This window comes from Flavobacterium rhizophilum (assembly GCF_046000485.1).
Classification (GTDB): domain Bacteria; phylum Bacteroidota; class Bacteroidia; order Flavobacteriales; family Flavobacteriaceae; genus Flavobacterium; species Flavobacterium rhizophilum.
On record NZ_JBELQB010000012.1, the window covers coordinates 21,961 to 36,757 of the forward strand.

The following is a 14,797-nucleotide window of genomic DNA, read 5'->3' on the forward strand; positions in this document are numbered from 1 at the left end:
TAAAATGAAAAATAAATTATTAGATAAGGTGTTTTACATCTTTGCAATGGTTACCGCAATCACATTAACGAGTCCGTTTTTTAATTATAAACCAACGGTTGAAGGGGCAGGAGCGGCCAGTGAAAACTGGTTTATATGGGGTGATTTTAATTTACTGGATGTAGTTACAGGAGGCTTGCCAAGGTTTGCAAAAGTACCCATAGCTCCGTTTTTTAAAGTGCTTATAGTGTTTTCGGCCTTAGTGCTTGCAGCAACAGTATTTCAGTTTGTGGGAGCTTTATTCAGGCAGCGCAAACAGGTGCTTTTTGCAGCCCTTACTGTTTTTGTTTTCCTTTTAGGCGGACTTATTTATATATCAACGGGTAGTTTTGGTGTAACAATAAAAATGGGTTATTACCTGTTTATAGCATTTGAGGCTGCCGTTGTAGCATTGGCTATATATGTAGGTAAAAAACAGAAAACTGAAAGCGCTTAAACCAAATATCAAACCAACTACTATGAAGAAACTTTTGTTTTTCCTTGCCTTTGTGGCAGTCCCTTTTTCTTCTTTTTCTCAGGAAACGGCTAAAGAAAAGATCCATAGAGGGGTAGAACTCCATGATGAGGGTAACTATCGTGAAGCTATTGCAGTTTACGAAGAGGTAATAGCAGAAGATGATAAGAACTGGGAGGCTTATTATGAAATGTGTCTGTCATACGTATCATTGAGAGAGTTTGATAAAACTGTTAAGTATGCTGATATCATTATTGATTCAGATAGTGATATGATGCCTAAGGGCTATTACATTAAAGGAATAGCGCTCGATTACTCAGGTAAGCACAAGGAAGCCATAAAAGTTTTTAAAAAAGGTATTAAGGCAGCCCCGGAGTTTCATTCGCTATACTACTCCCTTGCAATAGTAGATTGCAGGCTGGAAGAGTATGATGAGGCCGAAGAGTACCTTCAGGAGGGGTTACAGCAAAATCCTTTATACGGTAGCAGTCATTTGTTATTAGGGAAATTAAATTATGAGGAAAGAACCAAATCGCTTTTGGCGCTGTACAATTTCCTTATTATTGAGCCAACAGGGAAAAGGGCAAACGAGGCGCTTACTCTTGTTAAAAAACATCATAGCCTTGGCGTGGAGTTTAAAGATGATAATAATGTAAATATTACATTGAGCTCGTTAGCTATTGATAGTGAGTTTGGAGGCGCAGAGGCATTACTTTCTATGTCTCAGGCATTAAGGAGAGACGAAGAATATGCCGATAAATCAGATTTTGATTTTTTTGCCGATAATACCAAATCCTTTTTTATGGTTTTGGGTGAGCTTAAGGAGAACGATAAAAAGAAAGGTTTTTGGTGGGATTATTATGTAGATTTTTTCTACGATTTAGCTAAAAATGAAGAGATGTATGAAACCTTTATTTACTACATCCATCAGGATATACAAAATACACAGGTAGAATTATGGTTACAGGACAATCCAGAAAAGATAGATGCTTTTTTAGAGTGGGTTTCCAATTATAAAAGAGCATAAGCAAATACACCACAACCACTATACACCAAACAATGAAAAAACTTTTGTTGCCTATCACAGCAATTTTACTACTGGCATGCCATAACGATATGGATGATGCCGGACCGGAAAATAATAATAACACAGGCGAAACCCCAGGGGAGACTATTATTGATTACAGACAGGAAATGCGTCAGCTTGTAATGAGTATCAGTCAAAAAGGTAAAGCTTCAAACGGTAACTTTGCGATAATACCTCAAAACGGTATTGAACTGCTTACCAACGACGGAGATCCGTTTGGGTCACTTAACATCCCATACCTAAATGCTATAGATGGCCACGGACAGGAAGATTTGCTTTACGGATACAATTCTGATGATGCGGCTACTCCTACAGATGAGAGTAATTATCTTATGGAGTTTTTAGACAGGTCTAAAGAGTTTGGTAAAGCAATACTGGTTACTGATTATTGTACCAGTGAATCTAAAGTGACAGATTCATACACCCGTAATGAAGATAACGGTTATATATCTATGGCGGCTCCGCAAAGGGAACTTAATGTTATACCACAACAGGCTCCGCACAACGAGAACGCTAATGATATAAACCATCTTACTGATGCCAAAAATTTCCTTTATCTAATTAATCCTGAAAATTTTACTACAAAGCAGGAATTTATCACTGCTGTGGCAGCAACCAATTATGATGTGGTGTTAATGGATATGTTTCTTGGTGGGGAGAGTTTTACCCAACAGGAAATCACCCAGCTTAAAACAAAGGCAAACGGTGGTAACCGTATGGTAATCTGTTATATGTCTATAGGAGAGGCCGAGGACTACCGTTACTACTGGCAAAGTGGCTGGACAACAGGTACACCCGAGTGGCTTGAAGCCCAAAATCCTAACTGGGCGGGTAATTATACCGTACAATACTGGAACGAGGATTGGAAAAATATAATTTATAACACTCAGGACTCATACCTTGATAAAATACTAAATACAGGTTTTAACGGGGTTTACCTCGATATAATAGAAGCCTTTGAATATTTTGAACAGTAACACATAAAAGTTGTCCTAAAAGTAGTTATTAGTAACGCTTTGTCATTTTGACGATAGGAAAAATCTCTTATAAATAATTTAGAGATTCTTCATTTCACAGCGTTACATTAAGAATGACACTTTTGTGACAGCTTTTTCATTCCAATTTTTTTCCTGATTTGTGTTTCATTTTTGCATTGCAATTAACTAAAACAGGATTTATGTTTTAGTGAATATCAAAAAAATGTTCCAGTACTTCTTCCAGCATATCTCCCGTTAAAGGCTTTGTTTTGAATGCCGAAAGTGCACCAAGTAACTCTGCTTTTTCCATATCATCTGGATTTTCAGAAGTGGTAAGCATTACCACAATCATTTTGCAATGTAGCCTTTCATCAAGAGCAGTATATTCCTCAAGGAATTCCCATCCGTTCATCCCGGGCATATTAATATCAAGAAAAATAAGATCAGGATGCATTTCACCGTTTTGATCTTTTTGTCTAATGTAAGCCAAAGCCTCCTCTGCCGATTCTTTTATTACAACATGCTTAGCGGCATGATTTTTTCTAATCACCCTTTCATGAAAAAAGTTGTCAACCTTATTGTCGTCAACCAGCATTATGCAATTTACCTGCCTGTTCATCACTTCGTTGCTCATTGTTATCTATAAATTTTGAGATTGTAAATTTGAATGTACTTCCTTCCCCGGGTTCTGATTCTACCCATATTTTTCCCATATGCAGTCCTACTATTTTGTAACAGTGCGCCAGCCCAATGCCATGCCCTTCAAAATGCCCTTCTTTGTGCAGGCTTTTAAAAATCTGGAAAATACGTTCAAAATACCTTGGGTTAATACCTATTCCGTTATCACTAACCCAAAATTCATAATAATTTTTCTCTTCATGACAATGAATTTTAATAATAGGGGGAATGTCATTTTTACGGAATTTAATAGCATTGTTTATAAGGTTTTGAAAAACCAGTCGTAACTCCAGCCTGTAGGCATAAAGGTGGGGCATTACACCATAGCGCACTTCTGCCCCCGATGATGATATAAGTCCGTTTAGGTCAGATACCACATCTTTAAGTATATCATTACAGTCAATATAAACCAGTTGTCTGTTTTTACCCAAACGGGCAAAATCCAACAGTGATCTAACTAACATACTCATACGTTTTGTAGCGAGATCTATATGTTCAAGATAAAGTTTTATTTCGTGATTAAGTTCTTTACCGTGATCTTCTTCTATAATCTTTATAAAGTTGTTTACGGTTCTAAGCGGTTCCTGTAGGTCGTGTGAAGCTATGTAATTAAACTGTTCCAGTTCTTCATTTTTGTTTTGTAGCTCTAAAACCTGCTGGTTTATGGTAGCTTCCTGTTCCTTACGTTTTGTAATATCTATTACAGAGGCCAGTATAAGGGTACTGTCTGCTGTGGTTAGCGGATTAAGCCCTATTTCTACAGGGAATTCGGTACCGTCTTTCCTCATACCGTGTAAATCCCTACCGGCACCAAAATAGCGTGCTGTTGGGGCAGAGTGATAGGTATTTCTGTTTTTAGGATGTCCATGCCTAAATTTTGTAGGTACAAGCAAATCTATTTTTTGTCCAACAAGCTCTTCTTTGGTATAGCCGAATATTTTTTCGGTTTGTTTGTTTACAAGGGTAATGGTACCTGTTTCATCGGATATGATGAAGGCATTGGGAGCCGACTCAATGACACTTTTAAAGTGTAGTTCTGCCAGCTTTTGTTTTCTTCCTGATTGGTTAATGGCATTGGCAGCTTTGTATATAAATACAAAACATATAAGAATAAACCCGATTGATGTGATGGCTAAACTTGGCTTTAATCCCATAATTGATCCGGAATTTATACTAAAATTGGAATGCTCAAAAAATTGCAGTCTTAGATATGTTACTATTATTATTAATGCAAACAATTGTAAAAAAAGCCGCTTTGCAATTATATTCCCTGTTTCTTTAACTGTGAATATTCTTGTAAATCCTAGCTCGGGATAAAGCATACTGGCACTCATAGATAAAATGCAAAAGCTTATAGCTGTATGTATTGCTATAGGTGTTAAAAAGCTGAATTTATAAAGACTGGGTACACTAAAAAAGTATCCTATAATACATATAGAAGATATTATCGTTACAAAATGAAAAGCATATTGACAGTAAATTCTAAGTTTTTGAGATAAGGCAGCAAAAAATAGCCCGGCTCCCATTATTATGAATAAAAAAGATGTTATGGGAGACATACGTCCCGGATAGGCTTCCTGTTTTTCTATACCTTTTAAATCAAGAAAAAAGAGTTGATCTATTCCAAAGTTTACAGATAGAATTTCCTGTAATAAAGATGCTATGGCAAATACTACCACAAAAATCTCCATTAATAGGAGAGTTGCCGAAATTTTTTTAATAGAGGTAGAGGTTAAAAGACAAAACGACAGTACTAAGAATGAAAGTGCTGTGTTAAACTTCATGGATATATATCCGTCCAAAATACTTTTTAATATATCGATATTAAAAAACCAACCTATTAAAACTGCTATTGCAAGAATAAAAACAATCAGCCCTCCAATAGTAACAAAACGAATTTGATTAATCTTTTTGCTTAGCATAGTTAAACCAGAATAAAATTAATACATACGTATATAAGATAGGGTTTGGATGCTAAATTATAATTATTTAGTTAAAATTTAATTATTTTGTTTTTGAATAGTAGTATTTTGACTTTAAAATGCAGTTTTGTGTAGATAAATGGTTTTGTGTAGCTTAAAATAAGATTCGTTTTTTATAGTGACTTGATAATCAGTTGTTATGTTTTGATTTAAATACTTACTGATTAACTTGTTTTTTTTTTACGATAAAAAACATTTTAAAGCCACTCAGGAGCTAATTTAGTCACTTTCTTAAACTGTTCTAATTCGGCTTCTGTCATAAAGTCAAAAATTACGCTTTGTCCCAATGGGTACACTGTGAGTTTTCCTGTTGTATTATGCTTTGCAGCAAGCTCCTGAATGTTTTCAAATAGAGTATGGTCTGCCCAGTCGTTATCAAATGTTAGGTCATATTTGTAGTGAGTTCCGTTAATGTCAAATGAAACCCATGCTGTCTCATTATCAAAGTCTATACTATCGTGTACATTGGTAAAGTTGAGTTGACCATCGCTAATCCTTTCAAGATTTTTAATAATAGCCACATAGTCACCTTCATTTTCGATAGACTCATAATCAAAATACCAGCAGTTGTTTGATATAGGTTTATCTTTAGTATCTGCAATTTCTGCCCAAGCGAGGTATAGCAAACTATAAGGTTCAGCTTCATAATCGTCTTCATTATATACAGAAAGAAGGTCGTGCTTATCCATATTTTTATTAAAAGTATATCCAAGTTGTTTAAATGCGGTTAGCTGTTCTTCAAAACTGGCTTTAGATATTTTATGTACATTTTCCTTTAGGAATTTATAAAGCCCGGGACCATATAATATAGTCGTTACTATTAGCGCAATGTAAATGCTTTTCATGGTAAGGTGCTATAAGTTGTTAGATTTTATTTTTAATAAGACAGAAGTTCATAATTTTCTAAAAACATTTTAAAGTTTTCTAAAAGTAATAAAAATTAAAATGACATCTTGTCATATTGTTCTGTCATTTTTATGTTTTTTTTCTCTTGGCATAATGATTGACTATTTACAACCAAACAATAAATATAAATCGAAAATCCAAAATAATAACTATTAAACGATATGAGTAAAATAATTGGAATTGACTTAGGAACAACCAACTCGTGTGTAGCCGTAATGGAAGGTAACGAGCCTGTAGTTATTCCTAATGCTGAAGGAAAAAGAACAACGCCATCGGTTATCGCTTTTGTAGAAGGTGGTGAAATTAAGGTAGGTGACCCTGCAAAACGTCAGGCGGTTACTAACCCAACTAAGACAATATCATCCATAAAACGTTTTATGGGTAACAAATTTTCTGAAAGTTCAAAAGAAGCAAGCAACGTTCCTTATAAAGTAGTAAAAGGTGATAACGATACTCCACGTGTGGATATTGATGCCCGTCTTTACACTCCGCAGGAACTTTCGGCTATGACACTTCAGAAAATGAAAAAAACTGCTGAAGATTATTTAGGACAGTCTGTAACCGAAGCGGTTATTACCGTACCGGCTTACTTTAACGATGCTCAGCGTCAGGCTACTAAAGAAGCAGGTGAAATTGCCGGACTTAAAGTAAGAAGGATTATTAACGAGCCTACTGCGGCTGCCCTTGCTTACGGTCTTGATAAAGCAGGTAAAGATCAGAAAATTGCCGTATATGACCTTGGTGGTGGTACTTTTGATATCTCTATCCTTGAGTTAGGTGACGGTGTGTTTGAGGTACTTTCTACTAATGGTGATACGCACCTAGGTGGTGATGACTTCGACCAAGTGATTATTGACTGGTTAGCTAACGAATTTAACAATGATGAAGGTGTAGACCTGCGTAAGGATGCTATGGCATTACAACGTTTAAAAGAGGCTGCAGAGAAAGCTAAAATTGAGCTTTCGTCTTCTACACAAACAGAAATAAACTTACCATATGTAACTGCAACTGCAAGCGGGCCTAAGCACCTTGTAAAAACACTTACAAGAGCTAAGTTTGAGCAACTTGCTGATGATTTGGTAAAACGTTCTATGTTACCATGTGAAAAAGCACTTAAAGATGCAGGTATATCTAAATCAGATATTGATGAGGTTATTCTTGTAGGTGGTTCTACACGTATCCCTAGAATACAGGAAGAAGTAGAGAAATTCTTTGGTAAAAAACCTTCTAAAGGTGTTAATCCTGATGAGGTTGTGGCAATTGGTGCTGCTATACAGGGTGGTGTATTAACAGGTGACGTGAAAGACGTACTTCTGTTAGACGTTACTCCGCTTTCATTAGGTATTGAGACTATGGGTGGTGTTATGACTAAATTAATTGAGGCTAACACAACTATCCCTACTAAAAAATCTCAGGTGTTCTCTACAGCTGCAGATAACCAGCCATCGGTAGAAATCCACGTATTACAGGGAGAAAGACCAATGGCACAGGATAACAAAACAATTGGTCGTTTCCACTTAGACGGTATTCCGCCAGCACAAAGAGGTGTACCTCAAATCGAAGTAACATTTGATATTGATGCTAACGGTATCATCAAAGTATCGGCTACAGATAAAGGTACAGGTAAGTCACACGACATTCGTATAGAGGCTTCTTCAGGATTAACTCAGGAAGAAATCGAAAGAATGCGTCAGGAAGCAGAAGCTAATGCTGATGCCGATAAAGCTGCTAAAGAAAAAGTAGATAAGCTAAACGAGGCTGATGCTATGATTTTCCAAACAGAAAAACAGCTTAAAGAGTTTGGTGACAAACTATCTGACAGTAACAAACAGCCAATTGAGTCGGCTCTTGAAGAACTTAAAAAAGCTTACGAAACTAAAGATGTTGCTACTATCCAACCTGCTCTTGATAAAATCAATGAGGCTTGGAAAAATGCATCTGAAGAAATGTATAAAGCACAGGCCGAAGCTGGTGCAGGTGCTCAGGGTGGCGCAGACCAAGGTCAGCCACAGGGCGATGCTCAGCCGGAAGGTGACAACGTACAGGATGTAGACTTTGAAGAAGTAAAATAATCCGAGTACTAAGATATTAGTACAAAGTATTTAGATAAAAAAATGCCCCGCAATTTGCGGGGCATTTTTGTTTGTATGTGTTTCTTATAGTTTGTAATTGTCATTTTGAACGTAGCGATAGCAAAGTGAAAAATCTAAATTATATTAAAAGAGATTTCTCCACTCCATTTCATTGCGGTCGAAATGACAACTACTCCGATACTGGATGTCATCTTCAACGAAATGCAATGGAGTGAAATATCTTCCCATGTTCAATAAAAACAGGTTCTTCTCTACGCTATCGCTACGTTCAGAATGACAGTAGTGAATCTTAATTTAAAATTTATCATTTAGAATAATTACTTCACTGTAAGTCCTAAACCTTCAATGTAGCCTTTGTTTTGGAAGCAGTTTTCATACAGGCAGTTTTCAAGAAACTGGTTTAATGCCTTTTGTATCAAAGTTCTGTCGGGCATGTTTTCGCGTATTTTTTCAAATGAGCTACGGTCGCTTTGTGAGTAGCGTACAATAAAAGCATAATCTTCGGGCATAGTGAAGTTCATTATTCCTTTGGTATTATCCATCTTTTTGTAGGGCCAGAAGCACCAGTTAATATTATTTTGATCCAGTAATAGCCTGAAGTCCATTACCCATTCATCTGTATTTTCTCCGGTTTCCCCAATGTAGATGGGTATCTTGTGTTCGTCACGGAAATCAACATATTTTTGAATAGCGCCCTGTTCTACATCAAACCAGTATTTGTGGAACTCATAAACAATATTATCGTCTAAAATAGATTCGAACACACCGAAATCTCCCGCCCAAACCGATCCGTTTAGGAAAATGGTATGTTCCTTATCAACTGAACGGATGTCTTTTACCATTCGTTGGTACAGCATAAATAGCCTGTGGTTATAGTCGGGTATCTGTTCTGTAAAATAATGGGCAATAGGTTCGTTAATCACATCATAGCCTATAATAATAGGGTCACCCTTGTATTTTTTAGCGATTTTCATCCAAACCTCACTCATAAGGTCTTGAGATGATTTACTGAAAAACAGCCACGGGTAGCCATAACTGTCGTCAATATTATCACCTGTTTGTCCACCTGGTGCGCAGTGCATGTCCAGTAGTACATATAGGTTTTCCTGCCTGCACCATTCAATAGCACGGTCAAAATATTTAAACCCTGCATTTTGGGTTCCCATATAAGTTTCATTAGTAAACATCTTGTAGTGAAACGGCAGTCGAATGTGATTACAGCCTATTCGTTTAAGGTATTTAATGTCGTTTTGGGTAATGTAATTGTCCAGATATTTGTGCCAAAAGGTGGTTAGGCTATCCGGACCTATCATTTCATAAAGTAACTGGTCTATTTGCCTTGGCGAGGCTACCTTGCCCGTTTTAAACATATAGCCTTCGGGAACCAACCAGTTACCCAGGTTTGTACCTTTAAGGGTTATTGGATTTCCGTTTGGCTCAATAATTTGTGAGCCGTTTGTTTTTGCTACTTTACTCTTTTGTGCTATGGCAGGAGAGGTAAATGCCATACATAAGGTAATTGCTGCGATCAGCAGGTTAGAGGATTTCTTTAAAATCATTTAGATGCGAATTTTTAAATGTGCCCTAAAGATAAAGAATGTAAAAATTACTATCTAAAAAAATTACCTATGGAATGAAATACACGCCCGATGAATGATCTTCTAACTTCAATTGCACCCATGCCCATAATTGCACTAGTCATAGTTATATTAATTTCCGATAAATTATTTACCGTTATTTCTTTAGTAGTATATCCTACATATAAAAACTCTAGTATATCCCCTTTTTTTACTTCGATAGAGTAGTTTCCGTTTATATCTGCCTGTGTACTTATTGATGTACCTTTTATAACGATATTCGCACTAGGTAAAGGCCCGGTTTCATCATTTACAGTTCCGGTTATAACAAAAGGTCCTGTTTTTTGTTCCTGTTCATTATAGTTTTTATCCTTTTTAAGTTTTACGTTTTTATGAGGATTTGATTTAACAGTTATGGTTTGGGTAATATATCCGTCAAGATAAAACTCTATAATATCGCCTTTATCAGCCAGTATTTCATAATTTCCGCTTAATAGGGAAACGGTGGTTTCGTTATTCGTTTTGTTTATAATAGTAACATCGGGTAGCACATCATTTTTATCACGAACAACACCAGTGAGTATTCCAATAGTTTCGTAGCTGTTGATGTTTTCAGTCTGTTCTGTTTTTAATGTTTCTTGGGCTGTGGCTTTATGTGATCCTAGTGTAATAAAACTGATTACTGTAGCAGCAATAGCAGTCCATACTGTACTTTTTTCTTTCGGTACAATTAAATCCCTGTTTAGTTGAGAAGGGGAGAAGCGTCCGCAAAGGTTTTTATTGCTTTTAATTAACTGTACAATTTCCCTGTCGGATACTTTTGTTAAATCAATTACGTTTTTCTGGCAGGCGGCACAAAACCTTCCCTTATCGGTAGGTGTCATTTCATCCCATTTTTCATGGCATGGCTGTGGGATTGATATTTGAATTGGTTTTCTCACTATCTGAATATATTACCTATTGAATGAAATATTCGCCCGAAGAAAGTTCTTTTAACTTCAATTACACCATATACGTCTTTTTGAAGTTCTCTTAAGGATTTTGGCTCTTCAAGTAGAATATCATATTTTTTGTTTTCTGCTTTAAAGGAGTAAGTTTCATATCCTACATATTGTACTTCAATAATATCACCTTCAAAAACAGTCATTTTAAACCTCCCTTCTAAATCACTAATTGTATCGGTAGATCTTGATAAATTTACAATATTAGCACTAGGCATAGGTCCCATTTCATCACTTATTGTTCCTGTTACAATCCATTTTTCAGGAACAGTTTCTTGCGTAATGGAATCGGATTTTACATCAGTTTGCTCAGTTTTTACAGTTTCCTGTGCTGTGGCTTTATATGAGCCCAGTGTAATAAAACTAATTACTCCGGCAGCAATGGCAGTCCATGCTGTACTTTTTTCTTTCGGTACAATTAAATCCCTGTTTAGTTGAGAAGGGGAGAAACGTCCGCAAAGATTTTTGTTGCCGTTAATTAACTCTACGATTTCCATGTCGGTTGCTTTTGTAAAGTCAATTACGTTTTTTTGGCAGGCGGCACAAAACTTTCCTTTATCGGTAGGCGTCATTTCATCCCATTTTTCATGGCATGGTCTAGGTATGGTTATTTGTACAGGTTTGTGCATGAGGTAAATATAAATAAAAAATGTAAGAAAAAAGCAGGCTTTTTAGGCCTGCTTTACATTTAAGGTAGGTTATTATAATTGGTTAAAAATGGTTCTGGCAAAAAGGGATAAGCTTACTGTACATGTCTGTTAGGGTAGCTAAGTCCCAGTCAAAGTGTCCTCCGTTAGGGTAAAGGGTATATTCGTTATATACTCCGGCATTATCAAGAGCTGCTTTAAGCAGTGGTCCTTGCGAGCTTGGTATTAGTTCGTCCTGACCTCCATAAAAACTGATTGTTGGCGGTGCCATACCGGTAATAAAATTAACAGGGTTTACCTCCTGTAACTGTTCCTGAGTAGGAGATGCCGTACCCACTAATGCCAGTGCTGCATTTTCATATTGCGGATGGTCGGTATAAGCTTCATCTGTAAAATCAGCAGGGCCAACAATATCACAAATGGCTTTTACATTATGTTCGGTATCATATTTATAGGCATACAACATTGACAGGTGAGCCCCGGCACTAACGCCTACTAATGCATAATCGTTTGAAATAGTATAATCACTACTTTCAAGATACTGAAACATTTGCTGTATGTCCTCAATTTGTTTAGGGTAAGCAGGACTGCCTATATCTGCAAGCCTGTAATTGATGTTTACAATGGCATAATCAGGGAAGTATTGTTTAATAATAGGTACAGCCTGATTAAAGTCTTCTTTACTTCCGGCATACCAAAAGCCTCCGTGTATTAAAACGAATACCTTGGTATCTTCGGTTCGGTTAGCAGGCAGGTACACATCCATGGTCTGCTCGGGGTCATCACCATATGCAACATCAAGATACGTTACTTCCGTTAAGGGTTGTTCGGTTTGTGTTGTTTGTGAATCATCGTCGTTACTGCAGCTTACAAGAAACAGCAGCATAAAAGGCAAGAATAATAGTTTTTTCATGTGGTTTTATTTAGTTGCCACAAACTAAACAAGCATCGTGCCTAAAATGAAAAATCCTGTTAATTAAAACAGGATTTTATTTTATATTGTTTATAACCAGTGTTATATAATTTTCTTGATTACTCTTAGTTTATGCGTATGCCTTCGGGTTTCATTGTTATAGATACCTAAATGGTCCAATCTGTCTATACGTACTTTACCGTGCCCGTGTATAATGTAGTTGTCTTCCATTATAATACCAACGTGGATAATATTACCTTCGTCGTTATCAAAAAAGGCAAGATCGCCCGGTTCGCTTTCCTCAATAAAACTTAATGCTTCACCCTGTGTTGCCTGTTGTGAGGCATCACGCTTTAAGTGGTATCCGTTTAGCTTGTATACCATTTGTGTAAAGCCAGAACAGTCTATGCCAAAAGGTGTTTTTCCGCCCCATAAGTAAGGAGCGTTAAGGTACATAAAGGCTGTTTTAAGCAGGTTTTCTTTTGCTGTTACGCCCGATGTTTTTAATCCTTCAAACGAAAAAGCCTCAGTATTTATCTCAGTGAACTCAAGGAAAGATAATGAAGCTCCCATAGGTATGGGAATAAGTAAATTGTTTGGTGTAGTTACATACTCTACCAAATCAGAATTTAATACGGCAGGGCATGAGGACAGATTTTTGTAATCTTCCTCGGTAATTGTTTTGTACTGTTTATTGTCTATCCATCCTTTATAACCATCGTAAGCCAGTTGTATATGTGTCCATTTTGCCTTTTGCTGTAAAATTTTAAAATGTTCACCAAATAAAACCTGTGATGTCATTTCGCTTCTGTCATTCGGTTCTAAACGAAGAGGGACAATAGCAAGATTACAAATACCAAACATTTATAGTAATTAATTATTTGTTGTTTATTTTAAGTTGGTTGTTTGCAGCATTAAAAAAGTAACGCTGCTCCAAGCATAACCACAAATATAAAGGTTAATTCTGAAGCAGCGTTACAAGGTTTGGCTGTTTTCACAAAAGTTAATAACAGCCTACAGTATAATAACCAATTATTATGAACGTTCAATCACGATTGCAGAAGCACCACCACCACCGTTACAAATAGCAGCAGCACCGGTTTTAGCATTGTTTTGCTCTAATACATTAATAAGCGTTACAATGATACGTGCACCAGAGCATCCCAGAGGGTGACCCAGTGATACAGCACCACCGTTTACGTTTACCTTAGCAGCGTCAAGGCCTAATATTTTTGAGTTAGCGATACCAACTACCGAGAAGGCTTCGTTAAACTCAAAGAAATCTACATCGTCTTTTGTTATACCTGCTTTATCAAGCGCTTTTGGTAGCGCTTTAGCAGGAGAAGTGGTAAACCATTTTGGTTCCTGCTCTGCATCGGCATACGACTTGATGTAAGCCAGAGGCTTAAGGCCAAGTTCGTTTGCTTTCTCTTCGCTCATTAATATAAGTGCAGCAGCACCGTCGTTAATGGTAGAAGCATTTGCAGCAGTCACAGTACCTTCTTTAGTGAATACTGGGTTTAGAGACGGAATTTTATCTAACCTTACGTTAGTATACTCCTCATCTTTAGTAACCATAACAGGCTCGCCTCTTCTTTGCGGAACTGCTACCGGTACAACTTCGTTATCAAACTTACCTGCATCCCATGCAGCAGCCGAACGGTTGTATGACTCTATAGCAAAAGCATCCTGCTCTTCTCTTGTAATTTTATATTCTGTAGCACAAAGATCGGCACATACACCCATTGCATTGTTATCATAAGCATCTGTAAGTCCGTCTTTCTGCAATCCGTCAATCATAGTAGCCGGTCCGAATTTCTGACCGTTTCTCATGTGTACATAGTGAGGTATAAGGCTCATGTTCTCCATACCACCCGCAACAATTACATCGGCATCACCACACATAATGCTTTGCGCACCCTGCATAACAGCTTTCATACCAGAGGCACATACTTTATTTACAGTAGTAGCTATTACGTTATCAGGTAAGCCTGCAAATCTTGAAGCCTGTCTTGCCGGAGCCTGACCAACACCTGCCTGTACCACATTACCCATTAACACCTCGTCAATATGCTTAGGGTCTAAGTTTATTTTTTCTAAAGCGCCTTTAATGGCAGCACCACCAAGGTGTGCAGCAGACACGGTAGAAAGAGATCCCATAAAGCTTCCTATAGGAGTTCTTACAGCCGATACGATTACTACTTTTTTACTCATTGCTATTATCTTTAATATATTTGTTTAAGTTGCGAATTTAATGATTTTTTAGACTAAAAAAAACAAACTATTTAAAAATAAACAACAAATAACGTGTTTTATTGGGAATGATTTGAGGATATGTAGTTTTTGTATAAAAACACTGGTGTTTGCACACGTTGACGATTTATTTTTACACTTAACCGATGAGTTTTTTTAAAACAAAATAGTTTTAAAACCTATAATTATA

General features: G+C 36.8%; 13 protein-coding genes. 4 read left to right on the top strand and 9 right to left on the bottom strand.

Going from position 1 to position 14,797, the window contains the following annotated elements:
• Window positions 1–4: 4 nt before the first annotated feature.
• From ABS768_RS14440 to ABS768_RS14450, 3 genes are read left to right on the top strand one after another with little or no spacing between them, the layout of a single operon-like run.
• Window positions 5–475, top strand: a complete 471-nt coding sequence (locus tag ABS768_RS14440; protein WP_408075649.1) for a hypothetical protein — start codon at window positions 5–7, stop codon at window positions 473–475.
• A gap of 22 nt (window positions 476–497) precedes the next feature.
• Window positions 498–1,520, top strand: coding sequence for a tetratricopeptide repeat protein (locus tag ABS768_RS14445; RefSeq protein WP_408075650.1), 1,023 nt, complete (start codon window positions 498–500; stop codon window positions 1,518–1,520).
• A gap of 32 nt (window positions 1,521–1,552) precedes the next feature.
• Entirely contained in the window at window positions 1,553–2,557 is a 1,005-nt protein-coding gene (locus ABS768_RS14450; protein ID WP_408075651.1) for an endo alpha-1,4 polygalactosaminidase, read from the top strand.
• A 205-nt stretch (window positions 2,558–2,762) separates the two neighbouring features.
• Here ABS768_RS14450 and ABS768_RS14455 read toward each other — a convergent pair whose 3' ends face one another.
• The 3 genes from ABS768_RS14455 to ABS768_RS14465 all read right to left on the bottom strand — a co-directional run bounded on the left by ABS768_RS14455 (window position 2,763) and on the right by ABS768_RS14465 (window position 6,062).
• Window positions 2,763–3,191, bottom strand: coding sequence for a response regulator (locus tag ABS768_RS14455; RefSeq protein ID WP_408075652.1), 429 nt, complete (start codon window positions 3,189–3,191; stop codon window positions 2,763–2,765).
• The gene (locus tag ABS768_RS14460; protein WP_408075653.1) at window positions 3,142–5,157 is read right to left on the bottom strand and encodes a PAS domain S-box protein; all 2,016 of its coding nucleotides are present in this window, start codon (window positions 5,155–5,157) and stop codon (window positions 3,142–3,144) included. Before ABS768_RS14460 ends, ABS768_RS14455 begins: the two co-directional genes overlap by 50 nt.
• Window positions 5,158–5,414: 257 nt before the next feature.
• Complete coding sequence (locus ABS768_RS14465; RefSeq protein WP_408075654.1) at window positions 5,415–6,062, bottom strand: hypothetical protein; 648 nt, start codon at window positions 6,060–6,062, stop codon at window positions 5,415–5,417.
• A gap of 222 nt (window positions 6,063–6,284) precedes the next feature.
• Between ABS768_RS14465 and dnaK the strand changes: the two genes are divergently transcribed.
• The gene (dnaK, locus tag ABS768_RS14470) at window positions 6,285–8,195 is read left to right on the top strand and encodes a molecular chaperone DnaK (RefSeq protein ID WP_408075655.1); all 1,911 of its coding nucleotides are present in this window, start codon (window positions 6,285–6,287) and stop codon (window positions 8,193–8,195) included.
• A gap of 338 nt (window positions 8,196–8,533) precedes the next feature.
• Here dnaK and ABS768_RS14475 read toward each other — a convergent pair whose 3' ends face one another.
• From ABS768_RS14475 to ABS768_RS14500, 6 genes are all read right to left on the bottom strand, one after another.
• A complete protein-coding gene (locus ABS768_RS14475) occupies window positions 8,534–9,775 on the bottom strand; it encodes a glycoside hydrolase family 5 protein (RefSeq protein WP_408075656.1) in 1,242 nt (413 codons plus the stop codon).
• Between the two features lie 50 nt (window positions 9,776–9,825).
• Window positions 9,826–10,734 carry a carboxypeptidase-like regulatory domain-containing protein gene (locus ABS768_RS14480; RefSeq protein ID WP_408075657.1) on the bottom strand — a complete coding sequence of 303 codons (909 nt, stop codon included), beginning with the start codon at window positions 10,732–10,734 and terminating at the stop codon, window positions 9,826–9,828.
• Window positions 10,734–11,423, bottom strand: a complete 690-nt coding sequence (locus tag ABS768_RS14485) for a carboxypeptidase-like regulatory domain-containing protein (RefSeq protein ID WP_408075658.1) — start codon at window positions 11,421–11,423, stop codon at window positions 10,734–10,736. Before ABS768_RS14485 ends, ABS768_RS14480 begins: the two co-directional genes overlap by 1 nt.
• 82 nt (window positions 11,424–11,505) lie before the next feature.
• A complete protein-coding gene (locus tag ABS768_RS14490; protein ID WP_408075659.1) occupies window positions 11,506–12,354 on the bottom strand; it encodes an alpha/beta hydrolase fold domain-containing protein in 849 nt (282 codons plus the stop codon).
• 102 nt (window positions 12,355–12,456) lie between these two features.
• Window positions 12,457–13,218: a C40 family peptidase gene (locus ABS768_RS14495; RefSeq protein WP_408075660.1), complete on the bottom strand. Its 762-nt coding sequence runs from the start codon at window positions 13,216–13,218 to the stop codon at window positions 12,457–12,459.
• A gap of 171 nt (window positions 13,219–13,389) precedes the next feature.
• Window positions 13,390–14,568 carry an acetyl-CoA C-acyltransferase gene (locus tag ABS768_RS14500; RefSeq protein WP_408075661.1) on the bottom strand — a complete coding sequence of 393 codons (1,179 nt, stop codon included), beginning with the start codon at window positions 14,566–14,568 and terminating at the stop codon, window positions 13,390–13,392.
• Window positions 14,569–14,797 lie beyond the last annotated feature (229 nt).

What these genes read in the sequence shown, in the direction of transcription:
- ABS768_RS14440 (WP_408075649.1), top strand. Translation starts at nt 5, where the DNA reads ATGAAAAATAAATTATTAGATAAGGTGTTTTACATCTTTGCAATGGTT.
- ABS768_RS14445 (WP_408075650.1), top strand. Translation starts at nt 498, where the DNA reads ATGAAGAAACTTTTGTTTTTCCTTGCCTTTGTGGCAGTCCCTTTTTCT.
- ABS768_RS14450 (WP_408075651.1), top strand. Translation starts at nt 1,553, where the DNA reads ATGAAAAAACTTTTGTTGCCTATCACAGCAATTTTACTACTGGCATGC.
- ABS768_RS14455 (WP_408075652.1), bottom strand. Translation starts at nt 3,191, where the DNA reads ATGAGCAACGAAGTGATGAACAGGCAGGTAAATTGCATAATGCTGGTT.
- ABS768_RS14460 (WP_408075653.1), bottom strand. Translation starts at nt 5,157, where the DNA reads ATGCTAAGCAAAAAGATTAATCAAATTCGTTTTGTTACTATTGGAGGG.
- ABS768_RS14465 (WP_408075654.1), bottom strand. Translation starts at nt 6,062, where the DNA reads ATGAAAAGCATTTACATTGCGCTAATAGTAACGACTATATTATATGGT.
- dnaK (WP_408075655.1), top strand. Translation starts at nt 6,285, where the DNA reads ATGAGTAAAATAATTGGAATTGACTTAGGAACAACCAACTCGTGTGTA.
- ABS768_RS14475 (WP_408075656.1), bottom strand. Translation starts at nt 9,775, where the DNA reads ATGATTTTAAAGAAATCCTCTAACCTGCTGATCGCAGCAATTACCTTA.
- ABS768_RS14485 (WP_408075658.1), bottom strand. Translation starts at nt 11,423, where the DNA reads ATGCACAAACCTGTACAAATAACCATACCTAGACCATGCCATGAAAAA.
- ABS768_RS14490 (WP_408075659.1), bottom strand. Translation starts at nt 12,354, where the DNA reads ATGAAAAAACTATTATTCTTGCCTTTTATGCTGCTGTTTCTTGTAAGC.
- ABS768_RS14495 (WP_408075660.1), bottom strand. Translation starts at nt 13,218, where the DNA reads ATGTTTGGTATTTGTAATCTTGCTATTGTCCCTCTTCGTTTAGAACCG.
- ABS768_RS14500 (WP_408075661.1), bottom strand. Translation starts at nt 14,568, where the DNA reads ATGAGTAAAAAAGTAGTAATCGTATCGGCTGTAAGAACTCCTATAGGA.